Genomic DNA, 21,949 nt, shown 5'->3' on the forward strand with positions numbered 1-21,949 from the left:
TAACTGATCGGCATTAACCAATTGGTCGCTTTTTTCAAATAGCTAAAAACGCTACACGTCTAAGTTTTCCACTTTAAGTGCATTAGCTTCGATAAACTCTCGACGTGGCTCAACTTGGTCACCCATCAATGTAGTGAACAGCTGGTCACAACCAATAGCATCTTCAATGGTAACTTGAAGCATACGGCGGCTTTCTGGGTCCATAGTGGTTTCCCATAATTGCTCTGGGTTCATCTCACCTAGTCCTTTATAGCGCTGAATGTATTGACCACGTTTCGCTTCATTCATTAACCATTCTAGGGCTTCTTTGAATGACTCAACTGGCTGTCTACGTTCACCACGCTGGATGTAAGCGTCTTTACCCATCATGTCATTGATAGCAAGGTTCAGCTCTTTAAGGCGCTGATATTCAGACGACTCGATGAACTCATGATCGATAATGTACTCATAATCGATACCATGCATACGCATGATGATTGTAATGTAGTACTCGCTAAGTTCAGCATCAGTGCGAATTTCATAACGGTATGTGGCACCATCGTTTTCGCGCTCTGTAAGCTGTTCTACGAAGTGCTTCGCCACATGTTCTAGTGCAGACTCATCTTTAAGGTCTTCAAGGTTTAGCGTAGGCGTGTAAAGCATTCTGTAGAGGATAGATGCAGGCATAAGACGTTTCATACGTGCAATCATCTTCTCTACCGATTGGTACTGCTTAACAAGGTTTTCTAGGCCTACACCACTAATACCTGGGTCTTCATCGCTGGTGTGCAAAGACGCACCGTCAATTGCGATTGATGTTAGGTAGTTAGTTAGCGCATCGTCATCTTTAAGATACTGCTCTTGTTTACCCTTCTTCACTTTGTATAGCGGTGGCTGTGCAATATATACATATCCACGCTCAATGATTTCAGGCATTTGACGATAGAAAAATGTGAGTAGAAGCGTACGAATGTGAGAACCATCTACGTCAGCATCGGTCATGATAATGATGCTGTGATAGCGTAATTTTTCAGGGTCATACTCGTCACGACCGATACCACAACCTAGTGCCGTGATAAGCGTCGCAACTTCCTGAGAAGAAAGCATCTTATCAAAACGCGCTTTCTCAACGTTTAGGATTTTACCTTTAAGCGGCAGAATAGCTTGATTTTTACGGTTACGACCCTGCTTAGCTGAACCGCCCGCAGAGTCACCCTCCACAATGTATAATTCACTAAGTGCAGGATCTTTTTCCTGACAGTCAGCTAGCTTACCCGGCAGACCAGCCAAGTCGAGCGCACCTTTACGGCGTGTCATTTCACGGGCCTTTCGCGCAGCTTCACGAGCACGAGCAGCATCGATAATCTTACTCGCAATGATTTTACTTTCTGCAGGGTTTTCTAATAAGAACTCGGCTAGCTTTTCATTCATTGCCGATTCAACAGCTGGACGAACTTCAGAAGATACAAGCTTATCTTTAGTCTGTGAGCTAAATTTTGGATCTGGTACTTTAACGGAAATAACCGCGGTTAGACCTTCACGCGCGTCGTCACCACTGGCATTCGTTTTAGCCTTTTTGTTCAGGCCTTCCTTTTCCATGTAGTTATTCAATGTACGCGTCAACGCTCCACGGAAGCCCGCCAAGTGAGTACCGCCGTCGCGCTGAGGAATATTGTTGGTGAAACAGAACACGTTCTCTTGGAAGCTATCGTTCCATTGCATCGCTACTTCTACTGCAATACCGTCTTCTTGTTCACTGCTGAAATGAAACACTTTCTGGTGAACTGGTGTTTTCTTCTCATTCAAATATTCGACAAAAGCTTGTATACCACCTTCGTACATGAAGTGGTCTTCTTTACCGTCGCGTTCATCTTTCAAGCGAATCGACACACCAGAGTTAAGGAATGATAGTTCACGGAGGCGCTTGGCAAGAATATCGTAGTGGTAAAGCGTATCTGTGAAAGTATCTGAACTTGGCCAAAAACGGATCATAGTTCCTGTTTTATCAGTATCGCCTGTTACCGCTAGCGGCGCTTGTGGAACACCATGATGATATTCTTGTTCGTGCGCTTTACCGCCACGACGAATACGAAGCTTCAGTCGGCTTGAAAGTGCATTTACTACTGATACACCTACACCGTGCAAACCGCCCGATACCTTATATGAGTTATCGTCGAACTTACCGCCGGCGTGAAGAACCGTCATAATGACTTCAGCTGCAGATACACCCTCTTCTGGGTGCAATTCAGTTGGTATACCACGTCCATCGTCAGACACAGATACTGAGCCATCGCTGTGAATGAGCACAGTAATCTCAGAACAATGTCCAGCAAGTGCTTCATCGATAGAGTTATCGACCACCTCGAAAACCATGTGGTGTAATCCGGTACCATCATCAGTATCACCGATATACATACCAGGACGCTTTCTTACGGCATCTAATCCTTTAAGTACTTTAATACTGGACGAGTCGTAGTTGTTCTCTGCTGACATACTAGCTTTTACTCCTCTTTCACGCTTCCATGTTCCACGTGAAACATTTTCTTTTCGTTGTATTTTTGTATAAAAGCGAGCTGCGTGGATTCTATTGCAGTAACGAAAACCTGCGTATCCATTTTGAGCAACCCATCAATAAATTGTTCTCTTTTATCGGCATCTAGTTCGGCACCCACATCATCAAGTAAAAAGATACTTTTACGCTGCGTTGCCTTATTAAATAGCTTAGTCTGTGACATTTGAAGCGCTGCCACAGCCATTCTAAGCTGCCCTCTCGATAAAAGCTCCTGGGCGTTTACTCCATTCACTTTAAGCCGTAAATCGGCTTTATGGGGCCCAGAAGAGGTATGCCCTATTTTACCATCATACTCACGTTTTTTAACTAGGCTTTCTGATAAACCGACATCTTTTTCCCACCCTTTATAGTAACTCAATTCCACATCGAAGTTCGGAAGAAATTCTTGCGAGTACTGCTTAAAAATAGGCGTAAGGGTATCGACATATCCCTGACGCGTAGCCGATAAAGACTCACCGAGTTCAGAGAACTGAGACTCCCAATATTGGTTTTGTGGCGCGCTTAAATTTGCCTGCTGTTTCAGCAACGCATTTCTATGCTTTAGGAATTTACCGTATTGATTTGCAAGCGATTGAAACTGATGTTCCACGTGAAACAATCCCCAATCACAAAACCGGCGGCGCTCGGATGGTGAACCAATAATAAGGTCAGTACTCTGCGGAGTAAAAAGTTGAAGCGGTACCAGGCTGACTAAATCTGATAACTTATTTGAATGCTCACCGTTAATACTACAGGTGAATGTCTCGTTTCGACTTCGTTGAAAGCCTAGCTTTAATTCATCCCCTTCTTCAGTTTTGCATGACGCGAAAACACTGAAGCTGTTCTTCTCATTTTGAATAACCGAGCTGTGTTTATTTGTTCTAAAAGAACGTCCAAAACCAAGGTAGTAAAGTGCTTCGATTAACGAGGATTTCCCACTCCCATTTACCCCTTTAATGATGGTTAAAGCTGGTGAAGGAGAAAGTGATACGGAAGTAAGATTACGAAACTGTGTAATCTGGACGCGGTCCAGTTTCATGAGGTCACACTGATGAAAGAAAAGAAGCGAGGTGTGTCAACACACATCGCTTCTTGAATTGATAATTTTAATAACAAAATAACGTGGATATGCGAAACGCTGCAAATACTTAATGTAGCAGTAACTACAGTCGCATTGGCATAATTACGTATAACGCGGCGTCATCAGCATCATCTTCGATTAGCGCACTCGCGTTTGAATCTGATAGGCTCACTTTAACACCATCAGATCCAAGCGCGTTCAATACGTCAATTAGATAGGCAACGTTAAAGCCAATTTCTAAATCGTCACCTTGATACTGAACATCAACGATTTCTTCAGCTTCTTCTTGCTCTGGGTTATTCGCCGTTATCTTAAGCTCACCAGAAGACAAGTTTAATCGTACGCCTCTAAACTTCTCGTTAGATAGAATGGCCGCACGTGAGAATGCTTCTTTTAATACAGCTTTACTCGCAATAATTTCCTTGTCGCCATTTTGAGGTAACACACGGCGATAATCAGGAAATCTGCCATCAACTAGTTTCGAAGTGAAAATGAAATCGTTTGAGAAAATTCGAAGATGGTTGGCGCCTATTTGCACCTTAAGAGATTTGTCATCCTCGCTAATAAGACGAGAAATTTCTAACACGCCTTTACGTGGAATAATCACCTGACGAGATGGCAACGCGGTCTCATAGTTTAGGCGACAAAGTGCAAGGCGGTGACCGTCTGTTGCAACGGTACGAATGATATTCTCTTCCGTTTCAAGGGACATACCATTTAAGTAATAACGTACGTCTTGTTGAGCCATTGAAAAGCTCGTTGCATCAATAAGACGTTTTAGATCACTGCACGATAATTCAAACTCAACTTCACCTTCCCAATCTTCTAAATTTGGGTAGTCGTTGGCAGATAAAGTAGAAAGCGTATAACGACCTCGACCGGCACGAATAAGTGCTTTGCTGCCGTCTAACGAGAAATGAATATCTGTTCCTTCAGAAATACCACGAATAATATCAAACAGCTTTTTAGCAGGAACAGTAATTTCACCTTCCGTGAATTCACCTTCTAATTTCACGCTAGAAATTAGTTCTACCTCTAAATCTGTACCAGTAAGCCAAAGTGCGTCCTCACTTACTTTGATGAGAACATTGGAAAGAATTGGCAGTGTGTGTCTACGCTCTACAGCACCAGATACCAACTGTAGGGGTTGTAAAAATTGTTCGCGGCTTATAGTAAATTTCATCGCAGTGCTATCTCGCCTCTAAGGTCGTGGTGTTAGGAAGACAAAGTCCTAATGAGGTTCTTATAGTCCTCTTTTATATCATGACTTTCTTCTCTTAGCTGCTCTATTTTTCTACAAGCGTGTAAAACCGTAGTGTGGTCTCGTCCACCAAACGCGTTTCCTAGTTCAGGTAAACTGTGGTTGGTAAGTTCTTTGGCCAGCGCCATCGCGACTTGGCGAGGACGCGCCACACTACGACTACGTCGTTTAGACAAAATATCAGCTACTTTTATCTTATAATAATCTGCGACGGTTTTCTGAATATTATCAACGGTTACCAATTTTTCTTGAAGTGCGAGAAGGTCTCGAAGCGCTTCGCGAACGAAATCAATAGTGATAGGGCGACCGGTAAAGTTTGCGTTAGCAATAACACGGTTTAGTGCACCCTCGAGCTCGCGTACGTTTGAACGCAATCGCTTAGCTATAAAGAACGCCACTTCATTAGGTAAGTGAATCCGGTTCTCTGCCGCTTTGCGCATCAAAATAGCTACTCGGGTTTCAAGCTCTGGTGGCTCTATAGCAATGGTTAAACCCCAACCGAAGCGCGATTTCAATCGATCCTCTACTCCATCAATCTCTTTAGGATATCTATCAGAAGTAAGGATGATTTGTTGGTTACCTTCAAGAAGCGCATTGAACGTGTGGAAGAACTCTTCTTGTGAACGCTCTTTATTAGCAAAGAATTGAATATCATCGATAAGTAACGCATCAACGCTGCGATAGAAGCGCTTAAAGTCCTCTATAGCGTTATTTTGTAGTGCCTTAACCATATCCTGCACGAAACGCTCTGAATGCATATACACAATTTTAGCGTCACCGTTATTAGCTACGATGCCATTACCCACTGCATGTAATAAGTGAGTTTTACCTAAGCCCGTACCACCGTAAATAAACAGTGGGTTGTAAGAACCGCCTGGGTTATTTGCAACTTGAGTTGCAGCCGCACGTGCTAGCTGGTTAGATTTACCTTCGACAAAGTTGTCGAATTGATAAGTCGGATTAATATTACTTTTATGCTTCATCGCCTCAGGGATCGGGATCACTTTTGGCGGTGTTGACGATCTTGGCGCTTGATCTGCGTGTGCATTATATCCATTACGGTCGTGGTCTTGCGCACCGCGATCATTTAGATCCATACCCTGTGTGTATGAAGGTGATTTTGAAAACGCATTGTTTTGTCCCTGCTCACCCGCTTGGCTCGCCGTTGATGGCATACCGCTATTCGGCATTGGTGAGTAAGACGATGTGTGCTGCCCATTACTGCCGCTGTGAACAGACTGGTTACTACTATTATAGTTCTGATACCCTTGACCGCCCGCAGGCGCACTAGGCTTACTTGGTTGATTATTATTAGGCGTATTTGGAGCAGGTGAAGATCCACTGGTACTTACAGGCTGACTACGGCTTACGCTGTGACGATTCATCACTTCTAAACGCAATTGTGGTGCGTCACTACCGGCAAACTCTTTTAGTAGTGCGGTAATATTATTCAGGTACTTGTCTCTTACCCAATCAAGTACAAAACGATTGGGAGCATAGAGTGCAACAACGCCTTGTTGTTCTTCACAAACAAGAGGTCGTATCCACATACTAAACTGCTGCGTTGGTAGTTCTTGACGCAATCTTTCAAGGCATTGGTTCCACAAGGACATGGTACGTAGTTAGCTCCCGTAACTCGCTAGAAAACCAACTCCTGAAAAGCCAAGCATAAAGAAAGCAGGCACTAAAAAGCGCCATTAGAAGAAAATAGCGTTGGAAGTGTTGGGTAGCAGCGAGAAATTAAGTTATCGTTTTAATCGCTGTGGATTATCTTACTTTATCAACACAATGTAAATGGCGATCCCGAACGATCTTTTCGATCAAAACAACAAACATCTGATTAGTAAGCTTTTTTCTTTTAGATCAAATCAAACTATAACGAGAAAAATTCATTCTAAATTTGTGCTAAAAAACCGTTAGATCACCTTGCTTTTTATATCCATCTCTGTGTTTTTCACAACGCACTGTGGATAACCTAACCAAATTTAACGCGTTATTCACAGACTATTTGTACGAAAACTGCGTTATCGATTAAGCTATCGGTTAGAAAATGCAAAAATTGTTCACTTATTCATCCGAAAAGCGAGAATATACATTGACAGCACGCCCCGAGATCTCTAGAATTCAGCGTCCTTTTTCGATGGGCTTTTCTGGTGAAAACACCACATTGTTCTGGCAACAGCATAATGTGTTACCAAAAACGCCTATGTTTAACTAAATATAAGTGAGACTTTGGTCATGAAAAGAACATTTCAACCGAGCAATCTAAAGCGCAAGCGTTCTCACGGTTTTCGTGCTCGTATGGCGACTAAAAATGGTCGTAAAGTACTAGCAGCTCGCCGTGCAAAAGGCCGCGCTCGTCTTTCAGCTTAATTGAAAGACGCCAAAGTGGGCGAGAATAATTTTTCTAGGGAGTTACGTCTGTTAACTCCCACCCACTTTACCTATGTGTTTGATAACGCAACCCCAGCTGTATCTCCCTCTTTTACTGTTCTAGCCAGAAAAAATACACTTTCAACTCCTCGTTTAGGCATTACGCTCGCGAAAAAACGTATCCGTAAAGCTCACGATAGAAATCGTTTGAAGCGATTAGTCAGAGAAAGTTTTAGGCATAAACAGCACAACTTACCCAATGTCGATATTATCGTTATTGGCAAGTCAGGCGCTGACAACCTTAGCAACCAAGAAGTTTTCGCTACATTGGACAAGCTATGGAAAAAATTAAACAAGCGTTGCGGCAACTCTTAATTGTAGTGCCTTTGGCATTGATAAAATTTTATCAATGGTTCATTTCCCCTATGTTAGGGCAACGATGTCGTTTCCATCCTTCTTGTTCTTGGTATGCTATAGACGCATTAAAAACGCACGGATTAGTAAAAGGCGGTTGGTTATCTATTAAACGCATATTAAAATGCCACCCTTTGCATGCCGGCGGATATGATCCAGTGCCGGAAAAACAACAAGATAAACACTCAAAATAAAGAGACCTCTATGGAATCGCAACGTAGTTTTCTGATAATTGGCCTTGCGCTAGTTAGCTTTTTGCTTTGGCAATCATGGCAAAAAGATTATGGGCCACAGCCAGTTGTGCCTGTTGAGCAACAACAAACGCAAGAGACATCACAAGGCGTACCGTCATTTAATGACAATGGCAGCGAAGATGTACCTAGTAGTGATAGCGTTCCTGCTGCACAACCTGTCGCAGCGGCGCAAAGCTCAAACCGCATTATTGAAGTAAAGACCGATACGCTTGATTTACGCATCGATTTGCTAGGCGGCGATGTAGTATCAGCAGACTTACTTAAGTTTCCGGTAGAGCAAGGTTCGGATATTCCTTACAGCCTACTTCGCTCTGGCAACGGTCTTTATGTAGCGCAAAGTGGCCTAATCGGTGCTCAAGGGCCTGATGCAAGCAGCAGTGGCCGCCCGGTGTATAATGCACAAAGTGACTATTATGAAATGACTGGCGACACCCTTGTTATTCCTCTTACATGGAAAAACAATCAAGGCTTGTCAGTTACCAAAACCTTCACTTTCACTAAAGGTCAGTACGACGTAAACGTAAGCTATAGCGTGGAAAATGGTACTGGCAGCGCAGCAACGGTTCAGCCGTATGCACAGCTTAAACAAGTGATGGAGTTTGAAGACGACAGCAACATGTTTATGCCAACGTACCGTGGTGCTGCATATTCAACAGAAGATGACCGCTACCAGAAGTACTCGTTTGACGAGATTGAAGATGACAACCTACGCGAAACCACGAAAGCGGGTTGGGTTGGCATGCTTGAACATTACTTTGTATCAGCATGGGTACCTTCTCAAGAGCAAACGAACACGCTTTATTCTCGTAACCTGAAAAATCAGTATGCGGTAATTGGTGTATTGTCTCCGTCTGAAAGCGTAGCGCCTGGTGAAACCAAAACCCTTGCGTCTACCCTTTATATGGGTCCTAAAGATCAAGAAAGCCTAGCGAAGATTGCGCGCGGCCTAGACCTAACCGTTGATTACGGTATTCTTTTCTGGATTTCACAGCCGCTGTTCGCCCTTCTTACCTTCCTTCATAGCCTAGTTAATAACTGGGGTGTGGCAATTATCCTTATCACTATTGTAGTAAAAGGCGCGATGTACTGGCTAACTAAGAAGCAATACGAGTCAATGGCACGTATGCGCAACTTAGCACCTAAGATGCAGCAGCTAAAAGACCGTTTTGGCGACGACAGACAAAAAATGTCTCAAGCTATGATGGAGCTTTACCGCAAAGAGAAAGTAAACCCAATGGGCGGTTGCTTACCTCTTCTTCTGCAAATGCCTATCTTCCTTGCGCTTTATTGGGTACTGATGGAAAGTGTTGAACTACGCCATGCAGACTTTGTGCTTTGGATCACTGACCTGTCTACAAAAGACCCGTACTTTGTGCTGCCAATTCTAACTGGCGCAAGTATGTACCTATTGCAAAAACTTCAGCCAACCACCATTACTGATCCAATGCAGCAGAAAATCATGCAATGGATGCCGGTAGCAATGAGTGTATTCTTCCTGTGGTTCCCTGCAGGTCTGGTACTATACTGGCTAGTCAGTAACGTGATTACCTTGGTTCAAGCCAAAATGATTTATGCTTCAATGGAGAAGCGGGGCATCAGCAGTAAATAACACGCTGATCAATGAATTATACAGCCCGCCTATGCGGGCTGTTTTGTCTTAAGAGGAATAACCTGTGCCATCATTTGATATTGTTTCTGAAATCAACATGGAAGAAGTACGCAACGCCACTGAAAACGCAAGCCGTGAGCTATCAACGCGTTTCGACTTTCGCGGTATTGACGCGAGCTTTGAGTACAAAGATAAAACCGTAGTCATGAAAGCTGAAGCTGAATTCCAACTTCAGCAAATGGAAAGCATGTTTCGAACGGCGATGTCTAAACGTAACGTAGACACTTCATCTATGGATGTTAAACCCTACGATGCCCACGGTAGAACTTACCGTCAGACCATTACCTTTAAAGAAGGTATTGAGCAGCCGATGGCGAAGAAGATTGTGAAGCTGGTGAAAGACGCAAAAATCAAAGTGCAAACGGCTATTCAAGGCGAAGAACTTCGCGTAACAGGTAAAAAGCGTGATGATTTGCAGCAAGTTATTTCGCTGATTAAAGAGTCGAACTTAGGCCAACCTTTTCAATTTAAAAACTTCCGCGACTAATTATGGAATCACTCACCCTTTCTACCGACACTATTACCGCACAAGCGACAGCGCCCGGTCGTGGCGGCGTAGGTATAGTACGTGTTTCAGGTCCTAAGGCTAAAGCCATCGCAGAGGCGTTAGTACCAAGCGCACTAACACCACGTCTTGCGACCTATACGCCGTTTGTTGATGCTAACAACAGCGTAATAGACCAGGGCATAGCACTGTTTTTTAAAGGGCCTAACTCATTTACTGGTGAAGATGTACTTGAACTGCAGGGCCATGGCGGTCAAGTTGTCATGGACATGCTGATTGATGCCGTGCTTGCAACGGGCCATGCCCGACTTGCCAATCCAGGTGAATTCAGTGAACAGGCCTTTTTAAATGATAAATTAGACCTTGCGCAAGCAGAGGCGATTGCCGACTTGATTGATGCAAGCTCTAAACAGGCAGCCAAAAGTGCGTTGCGCTCCCTACAGGGTGAGTTTTCTACACAAATTCAAACGCTATCTGACCAAATCGTGCACCTTCGTATGTACGTAGAAGCGGCCATCGATTTCCCTGAAGAGGAAATTGATTTCTTATCTGACGGGAAAGTATCAGGTGACTTAAGCGCAATTATGCAAAGCTTAACCAAAGTACGCGAGCAGGCTAAACAAGGCACCTTGTTACGCGAAGGTATGCAGGTGGTGATTGCGGGGCGCCCTAACGCCGGTAAATCGAGCTTATTAAATGCCCTGGCAGGACGTGATAGCGCCATTGTTACCGATATAGCCGGTACCACGCGAGACGTACTTAAAGAGCATATTCACATTGATGGTATGCCGGTGCACATTATCGACACAGCGGGACTTCGAGAAAGCCCAGATAAAGTGGAACAAATTGGTATTGAGCGCGCGTGGCAAGCTATCAATGAAGCTGACCACGTATTATTCGTTGTAGACTCTACCGCAACTGCTGTTATCGACCCTTATGAAATATGGCCAGAATTTATGGCCCGATTGCCACAAGGCATCCCCGTTACCGTAGTTCGTAACAAGGCCGACCTTAGTATCTTAGATATTGGACAAAGCACGGTTGCCACCGAGCAAGGTGATATCTCAGTCATTAATCTATCAGCCAAAGAAGGTAGCGGCGTCGACACGCTAAAAGCACATCTGGCAAAAACCATGGGCTTCGATACTACAACGGAAGGCCAATTTATTGCGCGCAGACGACACATAGACGCACTCGACCAAGCCTACAGTTATGTAAGCACAGGCGAACAACAACTACACGACGCTATGGCGGGCGAGTTACTTGCTGAAGAATTGCGCTTGGCGCATCAGGCACTATGTGAGATAACCGGTGAATTCACGTCAGACGATCTACTTGGTAAGATTTTTTCATCGTTCTGTATCGGCAAATAGCGTGACCAATAAAGTTATAAGTAAGATGGTGAATAACGTAACGGATAAGCCGTACTTACGTTAAGACGACAATCGTAAATAGAGAAGCAACCCAATAATGAGCAAGCATTTTGAAATCATCGTTGGCACCATGTTAGGCGCCGCAGAATACGTGGCAGATGCCATTGCGGAAAAACTTGATGCGAGCGGGCACACCCACACTATTCACGCTGAACCAAATTTAGATGAGATTAAAACAGAATCAACGTGGATCGTGTGTACATCAACACACGGTGCTGGCGAATTACCTGACAACATCCAGCCGTTCGCAAAGCAGTTAGAGAGCGCAGATTTAAGCGCAGTAAACGCCTACGTTATTGGGCTAGGTGACACCAGTTACGACACCTTTTGTTTCGGCGCAAAAGAAATGGAAAAACATATTAAAAATGCAGGTGGCACGTTAATCACCGACGCGCTATACATTGATGTGCTAGAACACCCTATCCCTGAAGATGCCGCTGTGGAATGGTTTGACGAAAAGCTGGCCAATGCTTAACAAGCGTTTTTACGTGGAACCAATGCGATGAACAGCAACCTTACCCAAGCTGAACTGGCGGCGTTGCAATCTCCCCTTTCTAACGATTGCCGGGTACTGTATTTACTTGGGCTTCGAACAGGTGCAAATTCGGCAACGACATCGTCAGCACCTATTGATTATAAGCAATTATTGAACTTGCTAAACGGCGACAGCAAAGACGAGCCTTACCAACGCGGTCGTCAAATCAATAGCTTGGTGAAGCAGCTTGAACAAGTAGGTTTGGTTGCCCTGCCCCTTGAACTTGATCTTGAGCATACAATCAACGGGAAAACCCTACTTCTTCCGCTTCTAAGCGAGCCGCAGTCAGACTTCGACCAACTACATGCCCGTCATAGCGCCATGACCCCTAATTGGACGCCCAACAAGGCGTTGTTTGAAGAAATGGCCTCGCTACTGGGTATTATCGATAAAACATTTGATGACAACGAGGTGGGTGAATTCATTGCCTATTGGTTAGGAAGACCAAGTTCAGTGTTTAGCGAATTCCAATGGACACAAAAGTTTGCCAACAATATCAAGCGCAAGCGTCTCGCTTCAGGCTACGCCCCAACAAAGGTGGTGGGAACGCAACAAGTGAAAGTTGCAGCCGGCATAGAAGCAGATGATAATGCTAGAAAGCTGGTGGAAAAGTATGCCGCAACTAAGAAGAGTTAATTCGTTATGGATCGTATAACCGACAAAATTGCTAATTTAGCGAGAGCGCTCAACAAAGACGTCGATCCCAATCGTGAATACATCGACTATAAAACGCTGCGTAAGCAGTACGAGGCGAAAGCGAACGAAGAAGTATCACAACTACAGCAGCGTAGTAAAAAAGCGCGTGTAGAGGCTATTCATGGCCGTTCTGATCTGAATCCTAAATGGACCTTCGCCAACTTAGTTGAAGACAGTGACGATGTGATTGAAGCCGTATCTATAGCTCAGTCTTTTATTGCTGCCCATGACGACCCTGCATGGCGTCAAAGCGGCTCGCATATGATGCTGTTTTACGGCGATTACGGTCGTGGTAAATCACATATTGCCGGTGCCATTGCCCATCAACTTATAGAGCAGTACGAAATTTCAGTGCTTTATCGTCAACTGTCTACACTGCTTGAAATGCGCAATTTCTCGTTTGATTTTGGGGCTTCGGACAACGCGGGGCAGCGCTTCAGGGAGATCAATCAGGAACTGCTAGACGTTGATCTGCTTATTCTTGATGAGGTGTGTGTAAACGAAAGCGTGTTAAAGAAAAATGCGCAGAGTTGGTTTGGTAATCTGCTAAGACAACGCTTGGTAAACAAGAAAAACTGTATTTTGATCACCAATCACAATTTAGCCGAACTTGAAAATGCCCTTGGCCCCTATTGTTTTGAGTCGATTAAAGAGTACGACACTTACAAAGTTAGGTTCCAAGGTCCAAGCCGCCGTGAAGGCTTAACCATTGAACAAGAAGACATGCAAGGCTCTGTTTCACAGCCACGCTATCAACCCAACCAGGTGCGCTAATAGCACCTGGTTTCCCCTCTCTCGAAACCTAGCCCTTACTCTGCTAGGTCTTTTTCTTCATTAAACCTTATTGCATGTTCCTGTTGTGCCAGGTAATAGCGAATCACTTAGCCTATTGATCACGCTTTTACCAAAACAATACGGTTTTAATTCATAGATACACTCAACGATCTCCTTCTGTTAAACAAATAACCATTCTTACAGACCGACTTCTTCCTTGTAAAAGTGACTGAATTTTGGTCATTTCCTATGTTTTTCTCCTGAAAAATGGGCTGTTTTGAAAAAATAATCTTGTCGTTCATAAAAACGTGCACTTTTTCTGAAGGTGTTGATAAATGCGATCGGGCGATCTAATCACAGCTTTTGGAAAAGATCTCCTCCACAATGTGATCACGCTATAACGCACGTATCTACACGATCTTTTGATCGCGATACATAAATAGCAAACATTTTATCCCCAGCTGGATCACATATTGATCACCCCTGTGGATAGGATCCTACAAACCACTGTGCATAAGCTTTGATCGAAAAAAGAATAACTTTTCAAACGATTCGGGGTGTGGATAAAAAGGCTATTTATACACAAGTTTGAGGTAGGGTTATGGATCGGGGTTTCCCAATGTTATTGATCGCGTAACTTGATGATCTTTATGTGCTTTGATCGGTTACCCACAGATCTTGATGATCCTAATAAAAGTAAAAATAAACAGATCTAAAAGAGATCTTAAGATCTTGTAATTCGATCACACCTTTTCAAAAACAGGTTTTGAGGAAAATTTAATCATTTTCTTTATCCAATAAGTCAGATAAAATACGCGCCCTTTTTTCAGCAGTATCTGCGTGAGAAAAATTAGTTTTTAATCGGCTTATCGTAAGTTAATAGTGAGGTTTAACCATGTTTTATGCTGAAGCATTTGATGTCATCGTTGTAGGTGGTGGACATGCAGGTACAGAAGCGGCACTTGCAGCTGCTCGCATGGGTGCAAATACGCTGTTGCTCACTCACAATATTGAAACGATAGGCCAGATGTCGTGTAACCCTGCAATTGGTGGGATCGGTAAAGGCCATCTTGTAAAAGAGATCGATGCGTTAGGCGGCGCAATGGCACTGGCTATCGACAAAGGCGGTATTCAGTTTAGAACATTGAATTCTTCTAAAGGCCCAGCTGTTCGTGCAACGCGTGCGCAAGCGGACCGTACGCTTTACAAAAACGCTATTCGAGACATTGTTGAAAATCAAGAAAACCTAACCTTGTTCCAACAAAGCGTTGACGATCTGATTGTTGAAAACGATCAGGTATGCGGTGTTGTTACGCAAATGGGCTTGAAGTTTAAAGCCAAGTCAGTGGTACTGACAGTGGGGACTTTCCTTGGCGGAACCATACACATTGGTCTTGAAAACTATCGCGGCGGGCGTGCCGGCGATCCACCGTCTATTGCACTTGCAGATAGACTACGTGCCCTTCCGTTTCGTGTTGACCGTTTAAAAACTGGAACACCAGCAAGACTTGATGCGCGCTCGTTAGATTTTTCTGTAATGCAGCCTCAACCTGGTGACAATCCTACGCCGGTATTTTCTTTCATGGGCGATAGAAGCATGCACCCTACCCAGATCCCGTGCTATATCACCCACACTAACGAAAAAACCCACGATATCATTCGCGGGGGATTAGATCGCTCACCCATGTTTACAGGGGTTATCGAAGGTATCGGGCCGCGCTATTGTCCAAGTATCGAAGATAAGATCACCCGTTTTGCAGACAAGACATCGCATCAAATTTTTGTTGAGCCAGAAGGTTTAAACAGCATTGAAGTTTATCCAAATGGTATTTCAACCAGTTTGCCATTTGACGTACAGATGAACCTTGTCCGCTCGATCAAAGGTTTTGAAAATGCGCACATTGTTCGCCCGGGTTATGCCATTGAATATGATTTCTTTGACCCACGCGATCTGAAACAAACACTGGAAACGAAGTTTATTCGAGGCTTGTTCTTTGCTGGCCAAATAAACGGTACCACTGGCTATGAAGAAGCGGGTGCGCAAGGGTTAGTAGCAGGCGCAAACGCAGCGCTACAAGTTCAAGAAAAAGACCCGATGATTTTACGCCGCGATCAAGCATACATGGGCGTACTTATCGACGACTTGGCTACCATGGGTACGAAAGAGCCGTACCGCATGTTCACTAGCCGTGCAGAATACAGACTACTGCTTCGTGAAGACAATGCCGATAGCCGTTTAACCGCGATGGGCCGAGAGATTGGTCTTGTTGATGATGCGCGCTGGGCGAAATTTAACGACAAGATGGAAGCGGTAGAAAGTGAACTGCAGCGTCTACGCGGTCAGTGGATCCACCCTGATCACGAAGCAACGCCGGAACTTAATACCATGCTGAAAAATCCGGTGAGTCGTGAACATTCTCTTGAAGAGCTGATCCGTCGACCTGAAATGACTTACGGTCAGTTAATGGAAATTGAAAGTGTTGGCCCAGGTATTGAAGATCCGATTGCTGCAGAGCAAGTGGAAATTCAAATTAAGTACGCCGGCTACATTGCCCGTCAAATGGATGAAATCGCGAAAACGCAGCGACACGAAAACACCCTCTTGCCGGTTGATATGGACTTCAGCAAGATTTCTGGCCTATCGAACGAGGTTGTAGCCAAGTTAACCGAAGCCAGACCGGAAACTATCGGTAAAGCATCGCGTATTTCGGGCATTACCCCGGCGGCCATCTCTTTACTGCTGGTTTACCTTAAAAAACACGGCATGTTGCGCAAGCAAGAGAAAATTAGCGCGTAAAACACGCGCTTAACTCAACGCATTACTCGCAGCGCTTAGTTTTTCCTATTTATTCGCGTATTATGATAATCATAATCGCTTAAACTATGCGAAAACTAGAAAAACTCGGCGCTTTTCACACTGTCCCATTGCACCAATTTACATTCGTTGTGCGGCTTTGATTAATTTATGTGCCTTCTTCAAGCTTACTTGTATCGAGCATGAAGAGCTGCAATAACAAACGGCTGTAAATGAGCGGCAAATAACGTTTCGCCACGTGTGTTTATGGTATGGACTGTGTAGAGCAAAAAATATTAACGCGAACAGACAGATTTTTCGATGACGATACAGCAAGAATTGCACACCATTTTGGTGTCTGGACTTGATGCCCTTTCACTAGATTTAAGTAATAAGCAACAGCAGCAGTTAGTTGACTATGTGCTGCTTATGGACAAATGGAATAAGGCGTACAACCTGACTTCTGTGCGCGATCCTAAGCAAATGATGGTCAAACACATTCTAGACTCGCTGGCTATTGTGCCCTTTCTTGATGGTGACAATATCATTGATGTTGGTACGGGCCCTGGCCTTCCTGGTATGCCGTTAGCTATCGCGTTTCCAGATAAATCATTCACATTGCTTGACTCATTGGGCAAGCGTGTACGGTTTATGACCCAATGTGTGCACACGCTCGGATTAACTAACGTAACTCCTGTGCAAAGCCGCGTTGAAGAGCACAATGGCGATACGCCTTACGATATTGTGCTAAGCCGAGCTTTCGCTTCACTAAAAGATATGTTGCACTGGTGTCAGCATCTGGTAGATTCAGAAGGTCAATTTTTGGCGCTTAAAGGTCAGTTTCCACAAGATGAGATAGACGAAGTGAGTGATCACTTCCATGTGAGCAAAACGGAAAACATCACTGTGCCAAATTTGGTAGGCGAACGACATCTGGTTTGGCTAAAAAAGAAATAGCCGGAAAATAGAAATAGACGAGAACAGGATCAAACGTGGCTAAGGTAATCGCGATCGCGAATCAAAAAGGTGGTGTTGGAAAGACAACCACTGCAGTTAACGTGGCAGCGTCAATGGCAGCAACCAAACGTAAGGTGTTGCTCATTGATCTCGATCCACAAGGTAATGCGACCATGGGAAGCGGCGTTGATAAATACGACGTTGAATCTACGGCATTTGAATTGTTGATTGAAGAAAAGCCAATTAACGATGTTATCGTTAAAGCGACAAGCGGCAAGTATGACCTCATCGCGGCGAACGGTGACGTAACCGCGGCAGAAATTAAGCTGATGGAAATGTTTGCCCGTGAAGTAAGGCTTCGCAACGCGCTGAAGCCCGTTATGGATTACTACGATTTTGTCTTTATCGACTGCCCGCCTTCGCTAAACCAGTTAACGGTGAACGCCTTGGCGGCTGCCGATTCGGTAATGGTGCCTATGCAGTGTGAATATTATGCACTAGAAGGTCTTACTGCCCTGATGGATACCATTCAAAAGTTGGCGTCCGTGGTGAATCCAGAATTGAAGATTGAAGGCGTATTGCGTACTATGTACGACCCGCGCAACCGCCTTGCTAACGACGTTTCAGAACAGTTGAAGCGTCATTTTGGTGAGCAGGTTTATCGCACGGTTATTCCGCGCAATGTTCGCCTAGCTGAAGCACCGAGCTTCGGGACGCCAGCGATGTACTATGATAAGTCATCTACAGGGGCTAAAGCCTACCTGGCACTGGCAGGCGAAATACTGCGTCGTAGGGATAAAACAACGCCTGCACAGGCAAAAGCAAGTTAAACGACAATAAGCTGAACACTATCAGCACATGCCATAGAGGACACTATGTCAGCACGTAAAAGAGGCCTTGGCCGCGGTTTAGATGCGCTACTCGCAACCAGCCAATCATCTGCTCAAAAAGAACAAGATGCCGCCGAGGTAAATTCAACTAACGGTGAGTTAAGCAAACTCCCTATTGAATACTTAGTGCCGGGCAAGTATCAGCCTCGTAAAGACATGTCATCTGAGGCATTAGAAGAATTGGCATCGTCCATTCGTGCGCAAGGTATTATTCAGCCTATCGTAGTGAGAAAAGTCGACGAGCACCGCTATGAAATCATTGCCGGTGAACGTCGCTGGCGAGCTTCACAACTGGCACAGCTAGACGAAGTGCCTTGTTTGGTCAAGAACGTGCCTGATGAAGCGGCAGTGGCCATCGCCCTTATCGAAAATATCCAGCGTGAAGATTTAAATGCCATGGAAGAGGCGCAAGCCCTCGACCGTTTAATGAATGAGTTCGCGCTTACCCATCAAGAAGTGGCCGAAGCGGTGGGCAAATCACGCACCACAGTGACAAACTTACTTCGCCTGAACAATTTGAACGACGACGTAAAACTGTTAGTCGAGCATGGCGATATTGAAATGGGTCATGCTAGAGCGCTGTTAGCGCTAGAAGGTGAAACTCAGTCAGAAACTGCGCAAGTAGTATCGGGCAAAGGTCTTACCGTGCGCGATACGGAAAAGCTTGTTAAAAAGCTTTTGGAGCCAGCTAAACCTAAGCCTGAGAAGAAAGTTGATCCCGACGTGCAAAACCTTATGACACGACTTTCAGAAAATTTAGGCACCCCTGTGAGCATTGATCACAATGCGAAAGGCAAAGGTAAGCTGACGATTAGCTTTAGCGACCTTGAACAATTAGATGGAATTATATCTAAAATTCAATAACTTAAAATAAAATTAGTAGAGAAGCTCCCTTTGCCAACCCGCAATTGATACGCTGTTCGGTGCTAACACCGGACACTCTCCTTTCCGGTTATAGCAATAGAAAATTTTCAGAATAACTTTCAAAAAGCGTTGTACTGTTGAAAATTGTCGGTAAAACAGTATACTTCTGACGCTTTTTGTAAGACGTGAACAAGCTGCGAGTAAAAGTGACGAACAAGTTAGCAAAACGCGGGTTAGACCTCGCCAAGAAAGGGCTACTTTTTCAGGCTGTCACGGCCCTATTCGTTACCGCTTTCGCAGCTGCCGCAGGAGGAAGTCATTCCGCCATGTCGGCAGCGGCAGGTTCTTTAATTAGTATACTGCCTAACAGTGTTTTTATGGCTTTCGCGTTTCGCTACGCAGGTGCCAGTAAAAACGACCTTGTTGCACGGAGTTTTAGCCAAGGCTCAAAATTGAAGCTGGCACTGACAATCATTTTATTTGTAATTGCTTTTAAAGGCTTAAATGCCACGCCATTAGAAATTTTTATGGCATTCGTGATTACAACCGCTAGCCACGGGCTAGCCATGTTTCATTACGGTACGAAAGAATAAAGACAGCGCGAGGCGTTGCAATAACTAAAACAACGTAATCGACCGATTGAGACAAAAGAACCAGTCACCAAATTTTTACACTTTACAACTTGGGTTAAACAATGGCATCTGAATACACTACCTCAGAATACATCAAGCACCACTTGACCAATGCCACCATGTGCTCAACTGACAACGGAATTGCTTTTAACAAAGCGTGTTCTGACGCCGGTTTTTGGGCATGGCATGTTGATACACTGGCATGGTCTATCGGTCTTGGTCTTCTTTTCCTAATTATCTTTAGAAGCGTTGCTTCAAAAGCGACAACAGGCGTACCTGGCAAAATGCAGGCGTTTGTTGAGCTTGTTGTTGAGTTTGTTGACGACAACGTTAAAAGCACTTTCCATGGTAAGAGCGCACTTATTGCGCCATTAGCGCTAACTATCTTTGTATGGGTATTGCTAATGAACCTTATGGACTTGGTGCCAGTTGATCTTATTCCATGGATATCTGGTCTTATCGGCCAAGCGGCTTTTGGCATGGATCCACACGACGTTTACAACAAGGCAGTTCCAACCACTGACCTTAACTTAACGTTCGCACTGGCTTCAGGCGTGTTTATTCTTATTCTTTTCTATTCAATCAAGATGAAAGGCATTGGCGGTTTTGCGAAAGAACTTACTATGCAGCCTTTCGGTCACCCTATCTTTATTCCGGTGAACTTTATTCTTGAAACGGTTACTTTGCTTGCGCGTCCGCTTTCACTAGCACTGCGTTTGTTCGGTAACTTGTATGCCAGTGAGCTAATCTTCATTTTGATTGCTACAATTGGTTATTTCCAGCTTCCACTGCACTTCATGTGGGCTGTGTTCCATATTCTGGTACTTCCGCTTCAAGCGTTTATTTTCATGATGCTTACCATCGTGTACTTAAGCCTGGCGTGTGAAGACCACTAAGCATTAACGGGTGTCGGTTTTGATTTTTAATCGACACCGTTTTTACAGAGTTTGACTTTTAAACATTAACTTTAAATTTAACTTAAATCGGAGACGTAAATGTTATACATCGCTGTTGCACTACTGATTGGTCTTGGTGCCCTTGGTACCGCTATTGGTTTCGGTCTACTAGGTGGTAAATTCCTTGAATCTGCTGCTCGTCAACCTGAACTAGCACCTCAACTACAAGTTAAGATGTTCATCGTAGCGGGTCTTATCGACGCCATCGCGATGATCGGTGTTGGTATCGCTCTATACCTATTGTTCGCTGTTGGTGCCTAATTCTACTAAACACTTTTTTAGCGAACTTTAAGAGGAGGGGCGATTGTGAATTTTAACGCCACTTTTATTGGTCAATTAATCGCCTTCGCTGTGTTCGTGGTGTTCTGCATGAAATATGTATGGCCTCCACTAATGGCAGCGATTGAAGAACGTCAGAAGAAGATTGCCGATGGGCTTGAAGCTTCTGAGCGTGCAGAGAAAGACCTAGAGCTTGCTCAAGCGAAAGCTACTGAGCAATTGAAAGATGCGAAAGCGCAAGCAGCTGAAATTATCGAGCAGGCTAAAAAGCGTGCCAACCAATTGGTTGACGAAGAAACGCAAAAAGGCCATGCGGAACGCGAAAAGATTATCGCTTCTGGTTATGCCGAGATTGAAGCTGAACGCAATCGTGCCAAAGAAGATTTGCGCAAGCAGGTTTCTGCACTTGCAGTAGCTGGCGCACAGCAAATCTTACAACGTGAAATCGATGCAAACGCACAAAACGACATTGTTGAAAAACTTGTCGCTGAGCTTTAATAGGGAGATGAGCCATGTCTGAATTGACAACCGTTGCTCGTCCTTATGCTAAAGCTGCTTTCGATTTTGCTGTCGAGAAAGACGCCGTTGCAAAATGGCAAGAAATGTTAGCCTTTGCAGGCGCTGTAGCAGCGAACGATGACATGCACCAGCTTTTGTCTGGTGCGGTTGCCGCTGACACGCTTGCCGACATTTTTAACAATGTTTGTGGTGAGCAACTCGACGAACACGGCCAAAACCTAGTTAAGGTTTTGGCTGAAAATAAACGTTTAGCCGCGTTGCCTGAAATTTCTACTTTGTTTGATGCATTTAAAGCAGATTACGACAAAGAAATAGAAGTGGACGTAACCTCAGCAACTACGCTGACCGATGCACAACAAAATGAGTTGGTTGCATCTTTGGAAAAACGTTTGGCACGTAAAGTGAAGCTTAATTGTAACGTGGACCCTGCCCTGATCGCTGGAATGGTAATTAATGCCGGCGATACAGTTATTGATGGTTCCGTAAAGTCGAAATTGAACCGTCTAGCAGACGCGTTGCAAGCATAACGGGGA

General features: G+C 44.4%; 23 protein-coding genes. 19 read left to right on the forward strand and 4 right to left on the reverse strand.

Annotated features, from left to right (window positions below):
• Positions 1-51: 51 nt before the first annotated feature.
• The 4 genes from gyrB to dnaA form a co-directional block, all read right to left on the reverse strand.
• Entirely contained in the window at positions 52-2,472 is a 2,421-nt protein-coding gene (gene gyrB / locus RJ41_RS12285; RefSeq protein WP_039221179.1) for a DNA topoisomerase (ATP-hydrolyzing) subunit B, read from the reverse strand.
• 8 nt (positions 2,473-2,480) lie between these two features.
• Positions 2,481-3,569: a DNA replication/repair protein RecF gene (gene recF, locus RJ41_RS12290; RefSeq protein WP_039221183.1), complete on the reverse strand. Its 1,089-nt coding sequence runs from the start codon at positions 3,567-3,569 to the stop codon at positions 2,481-2,483.
• Positions 3,570-3,693: 124 nt separating this feature from the next.
• Positions 3,694-4,794, reverse strand: a complete 1,101-nt coding sequence (dnaN, locus tag RJ41_RS12295) for a DNA polymerase III subunit beta (RefSeq protein WP_012516526.1) — start codon at positions 4,792-4,794, stop codon at positions 3,694-3,696.
• 32 nt (positions 4,795-4,826) lie between these two features.
• A complete protein-coding gene (gene dnaA, locus RJ41_RS12300; RefSeq protein ID WP_039221192.1) occupies positions 4,827-6,485 on the reverse strand; it encodes a chromosomal replication initiator protein DnaA in 1,659 nt (552 codons plus the stop codon).
• A 437-nt stretch (positions 6,486-6,922) separates the two neighbouring features.
• On the opposite strand from dnaA, the gene RJ41_RS19095 reads away from it, so the two are divergent.
• The 19 genes from RJ41_RS19095 to atpH all read left to right on the forward strand — a co-directional run bounded on the left by RJ41_RS19095 (position 6,923) and on the right by atpH (position 21,943).
• On the forward strand, positions 6,923-7,090 hold the full coding sequence (locus RJ41_RS19095) for a hypothetical protein (protein ID WP_156964779.1): 168 nt from the start codon (positions 6,923-6,925) through the stop codon (positions 7,088-7,090).
• A gap of 20 nt (positions 7,091-7,110) precedes the next feature.
• The gene (rpmH, locus tag RJ41_RS12305) at positions 7,111-7,245 is read left to right on the forward strand and encodes a 50S ribosomal protein L34 (protein ID WP_014290886.1); all 135 of its coding nucleotides are present in this window, start codon (positions 7,111-7,113) and stop codon (positions 7,243-7,245) included.
• Positions 7,246-7,260: 15 nt separating this feature from the next.
• Positions 7,261-7,620: a ribonuclease P protein component gene (rnpA, locus tag RJ41_RS12310; protein ID WP_015000154.1), complete on the forward strand. Its 360-nt coding sequence runs from the start codon at positions 7,261-7,263 to the stop codon at positions 7,618-7,620.
• On the forward strand, positions 7,605-7,853 hold the full coding sequence (gene yidD, locus RJ41_RS18940; RefSeq protein WP_081765860.1) for a membrane protein insertion efficiency factor YidD: 249 nt from the start codon (positions 7,605-7,607) through the stop codon (positions 7,851-7,853). Before rnpA ends, yidD begins: the two co-directional genes overlap by 16 nt.
• 10 nt (positions 7,854-7,863) lie before the next feature.
• Positions 7,864-9,522, forward strand: coding sequence for a membrane protein insertase YidC (gene yidC, locus RJ41_RS12315; RefSeq protein WP_039221209.1), 1,659 nt, complete (start codon positions 7,864-7,866; stop codon positions 9,520-9,522).
• A 64-nt stretch (positions 9,523-9,586) separates the two neighbouring features.
• On the forward strand, positions 9,587-10,069 hold the full coding sequence (locus RJ41_RS12320) for a YajQ family cyclic di-GMP-binding protein (protein WP_039221213.1): 483 nt from the start codon (positions 9,587-9,589) through the stop codon (positions 10,067-10,069).
• A gap of 2 nt (positions 10,070-10,071) precedes the next feature.
• Positions 10,072-11,460 carry a tRNA uridine-5-carboxymethylaminomethyl(34) synthesis GTPase MnmE gene (gene mnmE / locus RJ41_RS12325; RefSeq protein ID WP_039221216.1) on the forward strand — a complete coding sequence of 463 codons (1,389 nt, stop codon included), beginning with the start codon at positions 10,072-10,074 and terminating at the stop codon, positions 11,458-11,460.
• 97 nt (positions 11,461-11,557) lie between these two features.
• Positions 11,558-11,995 carry an FMN-binding protein MioC gene (gene mioC / locus RJ41_RS12330; RefSeq protein ID WP_039221219.1) on the forward strand — a complete coding sequence of 146 codons (438 nt, stop codon included), beginning with the start codon at positions 11,558-11,560 and terminating at the stop codon, positions 11,993-11,995.
• A gap of 27 nt (positions 11,996-12,022) precedes the next feature.
• Positions 12,023-12,691, forward strand: coding sequence for a DnaT-like ssDNA-binding domain-containing protein (locus RJ41_RS12335; protein WP_015000151.1), 669 nt, complete (start codon positions 12,023-12,025; stop codon positions 12,689-12,691).
• Positions 12,692-12,697: 6 nt separating this feature from the next.
• Positions 12,698-13,525 (forward strand): ATP-binding protein, encoded by an 828-nt coding sequence (locus tag RJ41_RS12340; protein WP_014951458.1) that lies wholly within the window; start codon positions 12,698-12,700, stop codon positions 13,523-13,525.
• An 895-nt stretch (positions 13,526-14,420) separates the two neighbouring features.
• A complete protein-coding gene (gene mnmG, locus RJ41_RS12345) occupies positions 14,421-16,322 on the forward strand; it encodes a tRNA uridine-5-carboxymethylaminomethyl(34) synthesis enzyme MnmG (protein WP_039221252.1) in 1,902 nt (633 codons plus the stop codon).
• 318 nt (positions 16,323-16,640) lie between these two features.
• Positions 16,641-17,276 (forward strand): 16S rRNA (guanine(527)-N(7))-methyltransferase RsmG, encoded by a 636-nt coding sequence (rsmG, locus tag RJ41_RS12350; protein WP_039221253.1) that lies wholly within the window; start codon positions 16,641-16,643, stop codon positions 17,274-17,276.
• 35 nt (positions 17,277-17,311) lie between these two features.
• Positions 17,312-18,106 carry a ParA family protein gene (locus RJ41_RS12355; protein ID WP_014951455.1) on the forward strand — a complete coding sequence of 265 codons (795 nt, stop codon included), beginning with the start codon at positions 17,312-17,314 and terminating at the stop codon, positions 18,104-18,106.
• Positions 18,107-18,151: 45 nt separating this feature from the next.
• Entirely contained in the window at positions 18,152-19,030 is an 879-nt protein-coding gene (locus RJ41_RS12360) for a ParB/RepB/Spo0J family partition protein (protein WP_039221254.1), read from the forward strand.
• A gap of 206 nt (positions 19,031-19,236) precedes the next feature.
• Entirely contained in the window at positions 19,237-19,623 is a 387-nt protein-coding gene (locus tag RJ41_RS12365) for an ATP synthase subunit I (RefSeq protein ID WP_039221255.1), read from the forward strand.
• A 101-nt stretch (positions 19,624-19,724) separates the two neighbouring features.
• Positions 19,725-20,558, forward strand: a complete 834-nt coding sequence (atpB, locus tag RJ41_RS12370; RefSeq protein WP_039221257.1) for a F0F1 ATP synthase subunit A — start codon at positions 19,725-19,727, stop codon at positions 20,556-20,558.
• 99 nt (positions 20,559-20,657) lie between these two features.
• Positions 20,658-20,879 carry a F0F1 ATP synthase subunit C gene (gene atpE / locus RJ41_RS12375; protein WP_012520222.1) on the forward strand — a complete coding sequence of 74 codons (222 nt, stop codon included), beginning with the start codon at positions 20,658-20,660 and terminating at the stop codon, positions 20,877-20,879.
• Between the two features lie 45 nt (positions 20,880-20,924).
• Complete coding sequence (atpF, locus tag RJ41_RS12380) at positions 20,925-21,395, forward strand: F0F1 ATP synthase subunit B (RefSeq protein WP_014951452.1); 471 nt, start codon at positions 20,925-20,927, stop codon at positions 21,393-21,395.
• 14 nt (positions 21,396-21,409) lie between these two features.
• A complete protein-coding gene (gene atpH, locus RJ41_RS12385) occupies positions 21,410-21,943 on the forward strand; it encodes a F0F1 ATP synthase subunit delta (RefSeq protein WP_015000145.1) in 534 nt (177 codons plus the stop codon).
• Positions 21,944-21,949: the final 6 nt, after the last annotated feature.

The sequence above is a fragment of the Alteromonas marina genome (assembly GCF_000808575.1).
Taxonomy (GTDB): Bacteria; Pseudomonadota; Gammaproteobacteria; order Enterobacterales; family Alteromonadaceae; genus Alteromonas; species Alteromonas marina_A.

Coding starts and splice junctions, on each gene's coding strand:
- rpmH (WP_014290886.1), top strand. CDS start 7,111: ATGAAAAGAACATTTCAACCGAGCAATCTAAAGCGCAAGCGTTCTCAC.
- RJ41_RS12335 (WP_015000151.1), top strand. CDS start 12,023: ATGAACAGCAACCTTACCCAAGCTGAACTGGCGGCGTTGCAATCTCCC.
- recF (WP_039221183.1), bottom strand. CDS start 3,569: ATGAAACTGGACCGCGTCCAGATTACACAGTTTCGTAATCTTACTTCC.
- RJ41_RS12360 (WP_039221254.1), top strand. CDS start 18,152: ATGTCAGCACGTAAAAGAGGCCTTGGCCGCGGTTTAGATGCGCTACTC.
- mnmE (WP_039221216.1), top strand. CDS start 10,072: ATGGAATCACTCACCCTTTCTACCGACACTATTACCGCACAAGCGACA.
- mnmG (WP_039221252.1), top strand. CDS start 14,421: ATGTTTTATGCTGAAGCATTTGATGTCATCGTTGTAGGTGGTGGACAT.
- atpH (WP_015000145.1), top strand. CDS start 21,410: ATGTCTGAATTGACAACCGTTGCTCGTCCTTATGCTAAAGCTGCTTTC.
- RJ41_RS12340 (WP_014951458.1), top strand. CDS start 12,698: ATGGATCGTATAACCGACAAAATTGCTAATTTAGCGAGAGCGCTCAAC.
- yidC (WP_039221209.1), top strand. CDS start 7,864: ATGGAATCGCAACGTAGTTTTCTGATAATTGGCCTTGCGCTAGTTAGC.
- dnaN (WP_012516526.1), bottom strand. CDS start 4,794: ATGAAATTTACTATAAGCCGCGAACAATTTTTACAACCCCTACAGTTG.
- atpB (WP_039221257.1), top strand. CDS start 19,725: ATGGCATCTGAATACACTACCTCAGAATACATCAAGCACCACTTGACC.
- atpE (WP_012520222.1), top strand. CDS start 20,658: ATGTTATACATCGCTGTTGCACTACTGATTGGTCTTGGTGCCCTTGGT.
- rsmG (WP_039221253.1), top strand. CDS start 16,641: ATGACGATACAGCAAGAATTGCACACCATTTTGGTGTCTGGACTTGAT.
- RJ41_RS19095 (WP_156964779.1), top strand. CDS start 6,923: ATGCAAAAATTGTTCACTTATTCATCCGAAAAGCGAGAATATACATTG.
- dnaA (WP_039221192.1), bottom strand. CDS start 6,485: ATGTCCTTGTGGAACCAATGCCTTGAAAGATTGCGTCAAGAACTACCA.
- gyrB (WP_039221179.1), bottom strand. CDS start 2,472: ATGTCAGCAGAGAACAACTACGACTCGTCCAGTATTAAAGTACTTAAA.
- mioC (WP_039221219.1), top strand. CDS start 11,558: ATGAGCAAGCATTTTGAAATCATCGTTGGCACCATGTTAGGCGCCGCA.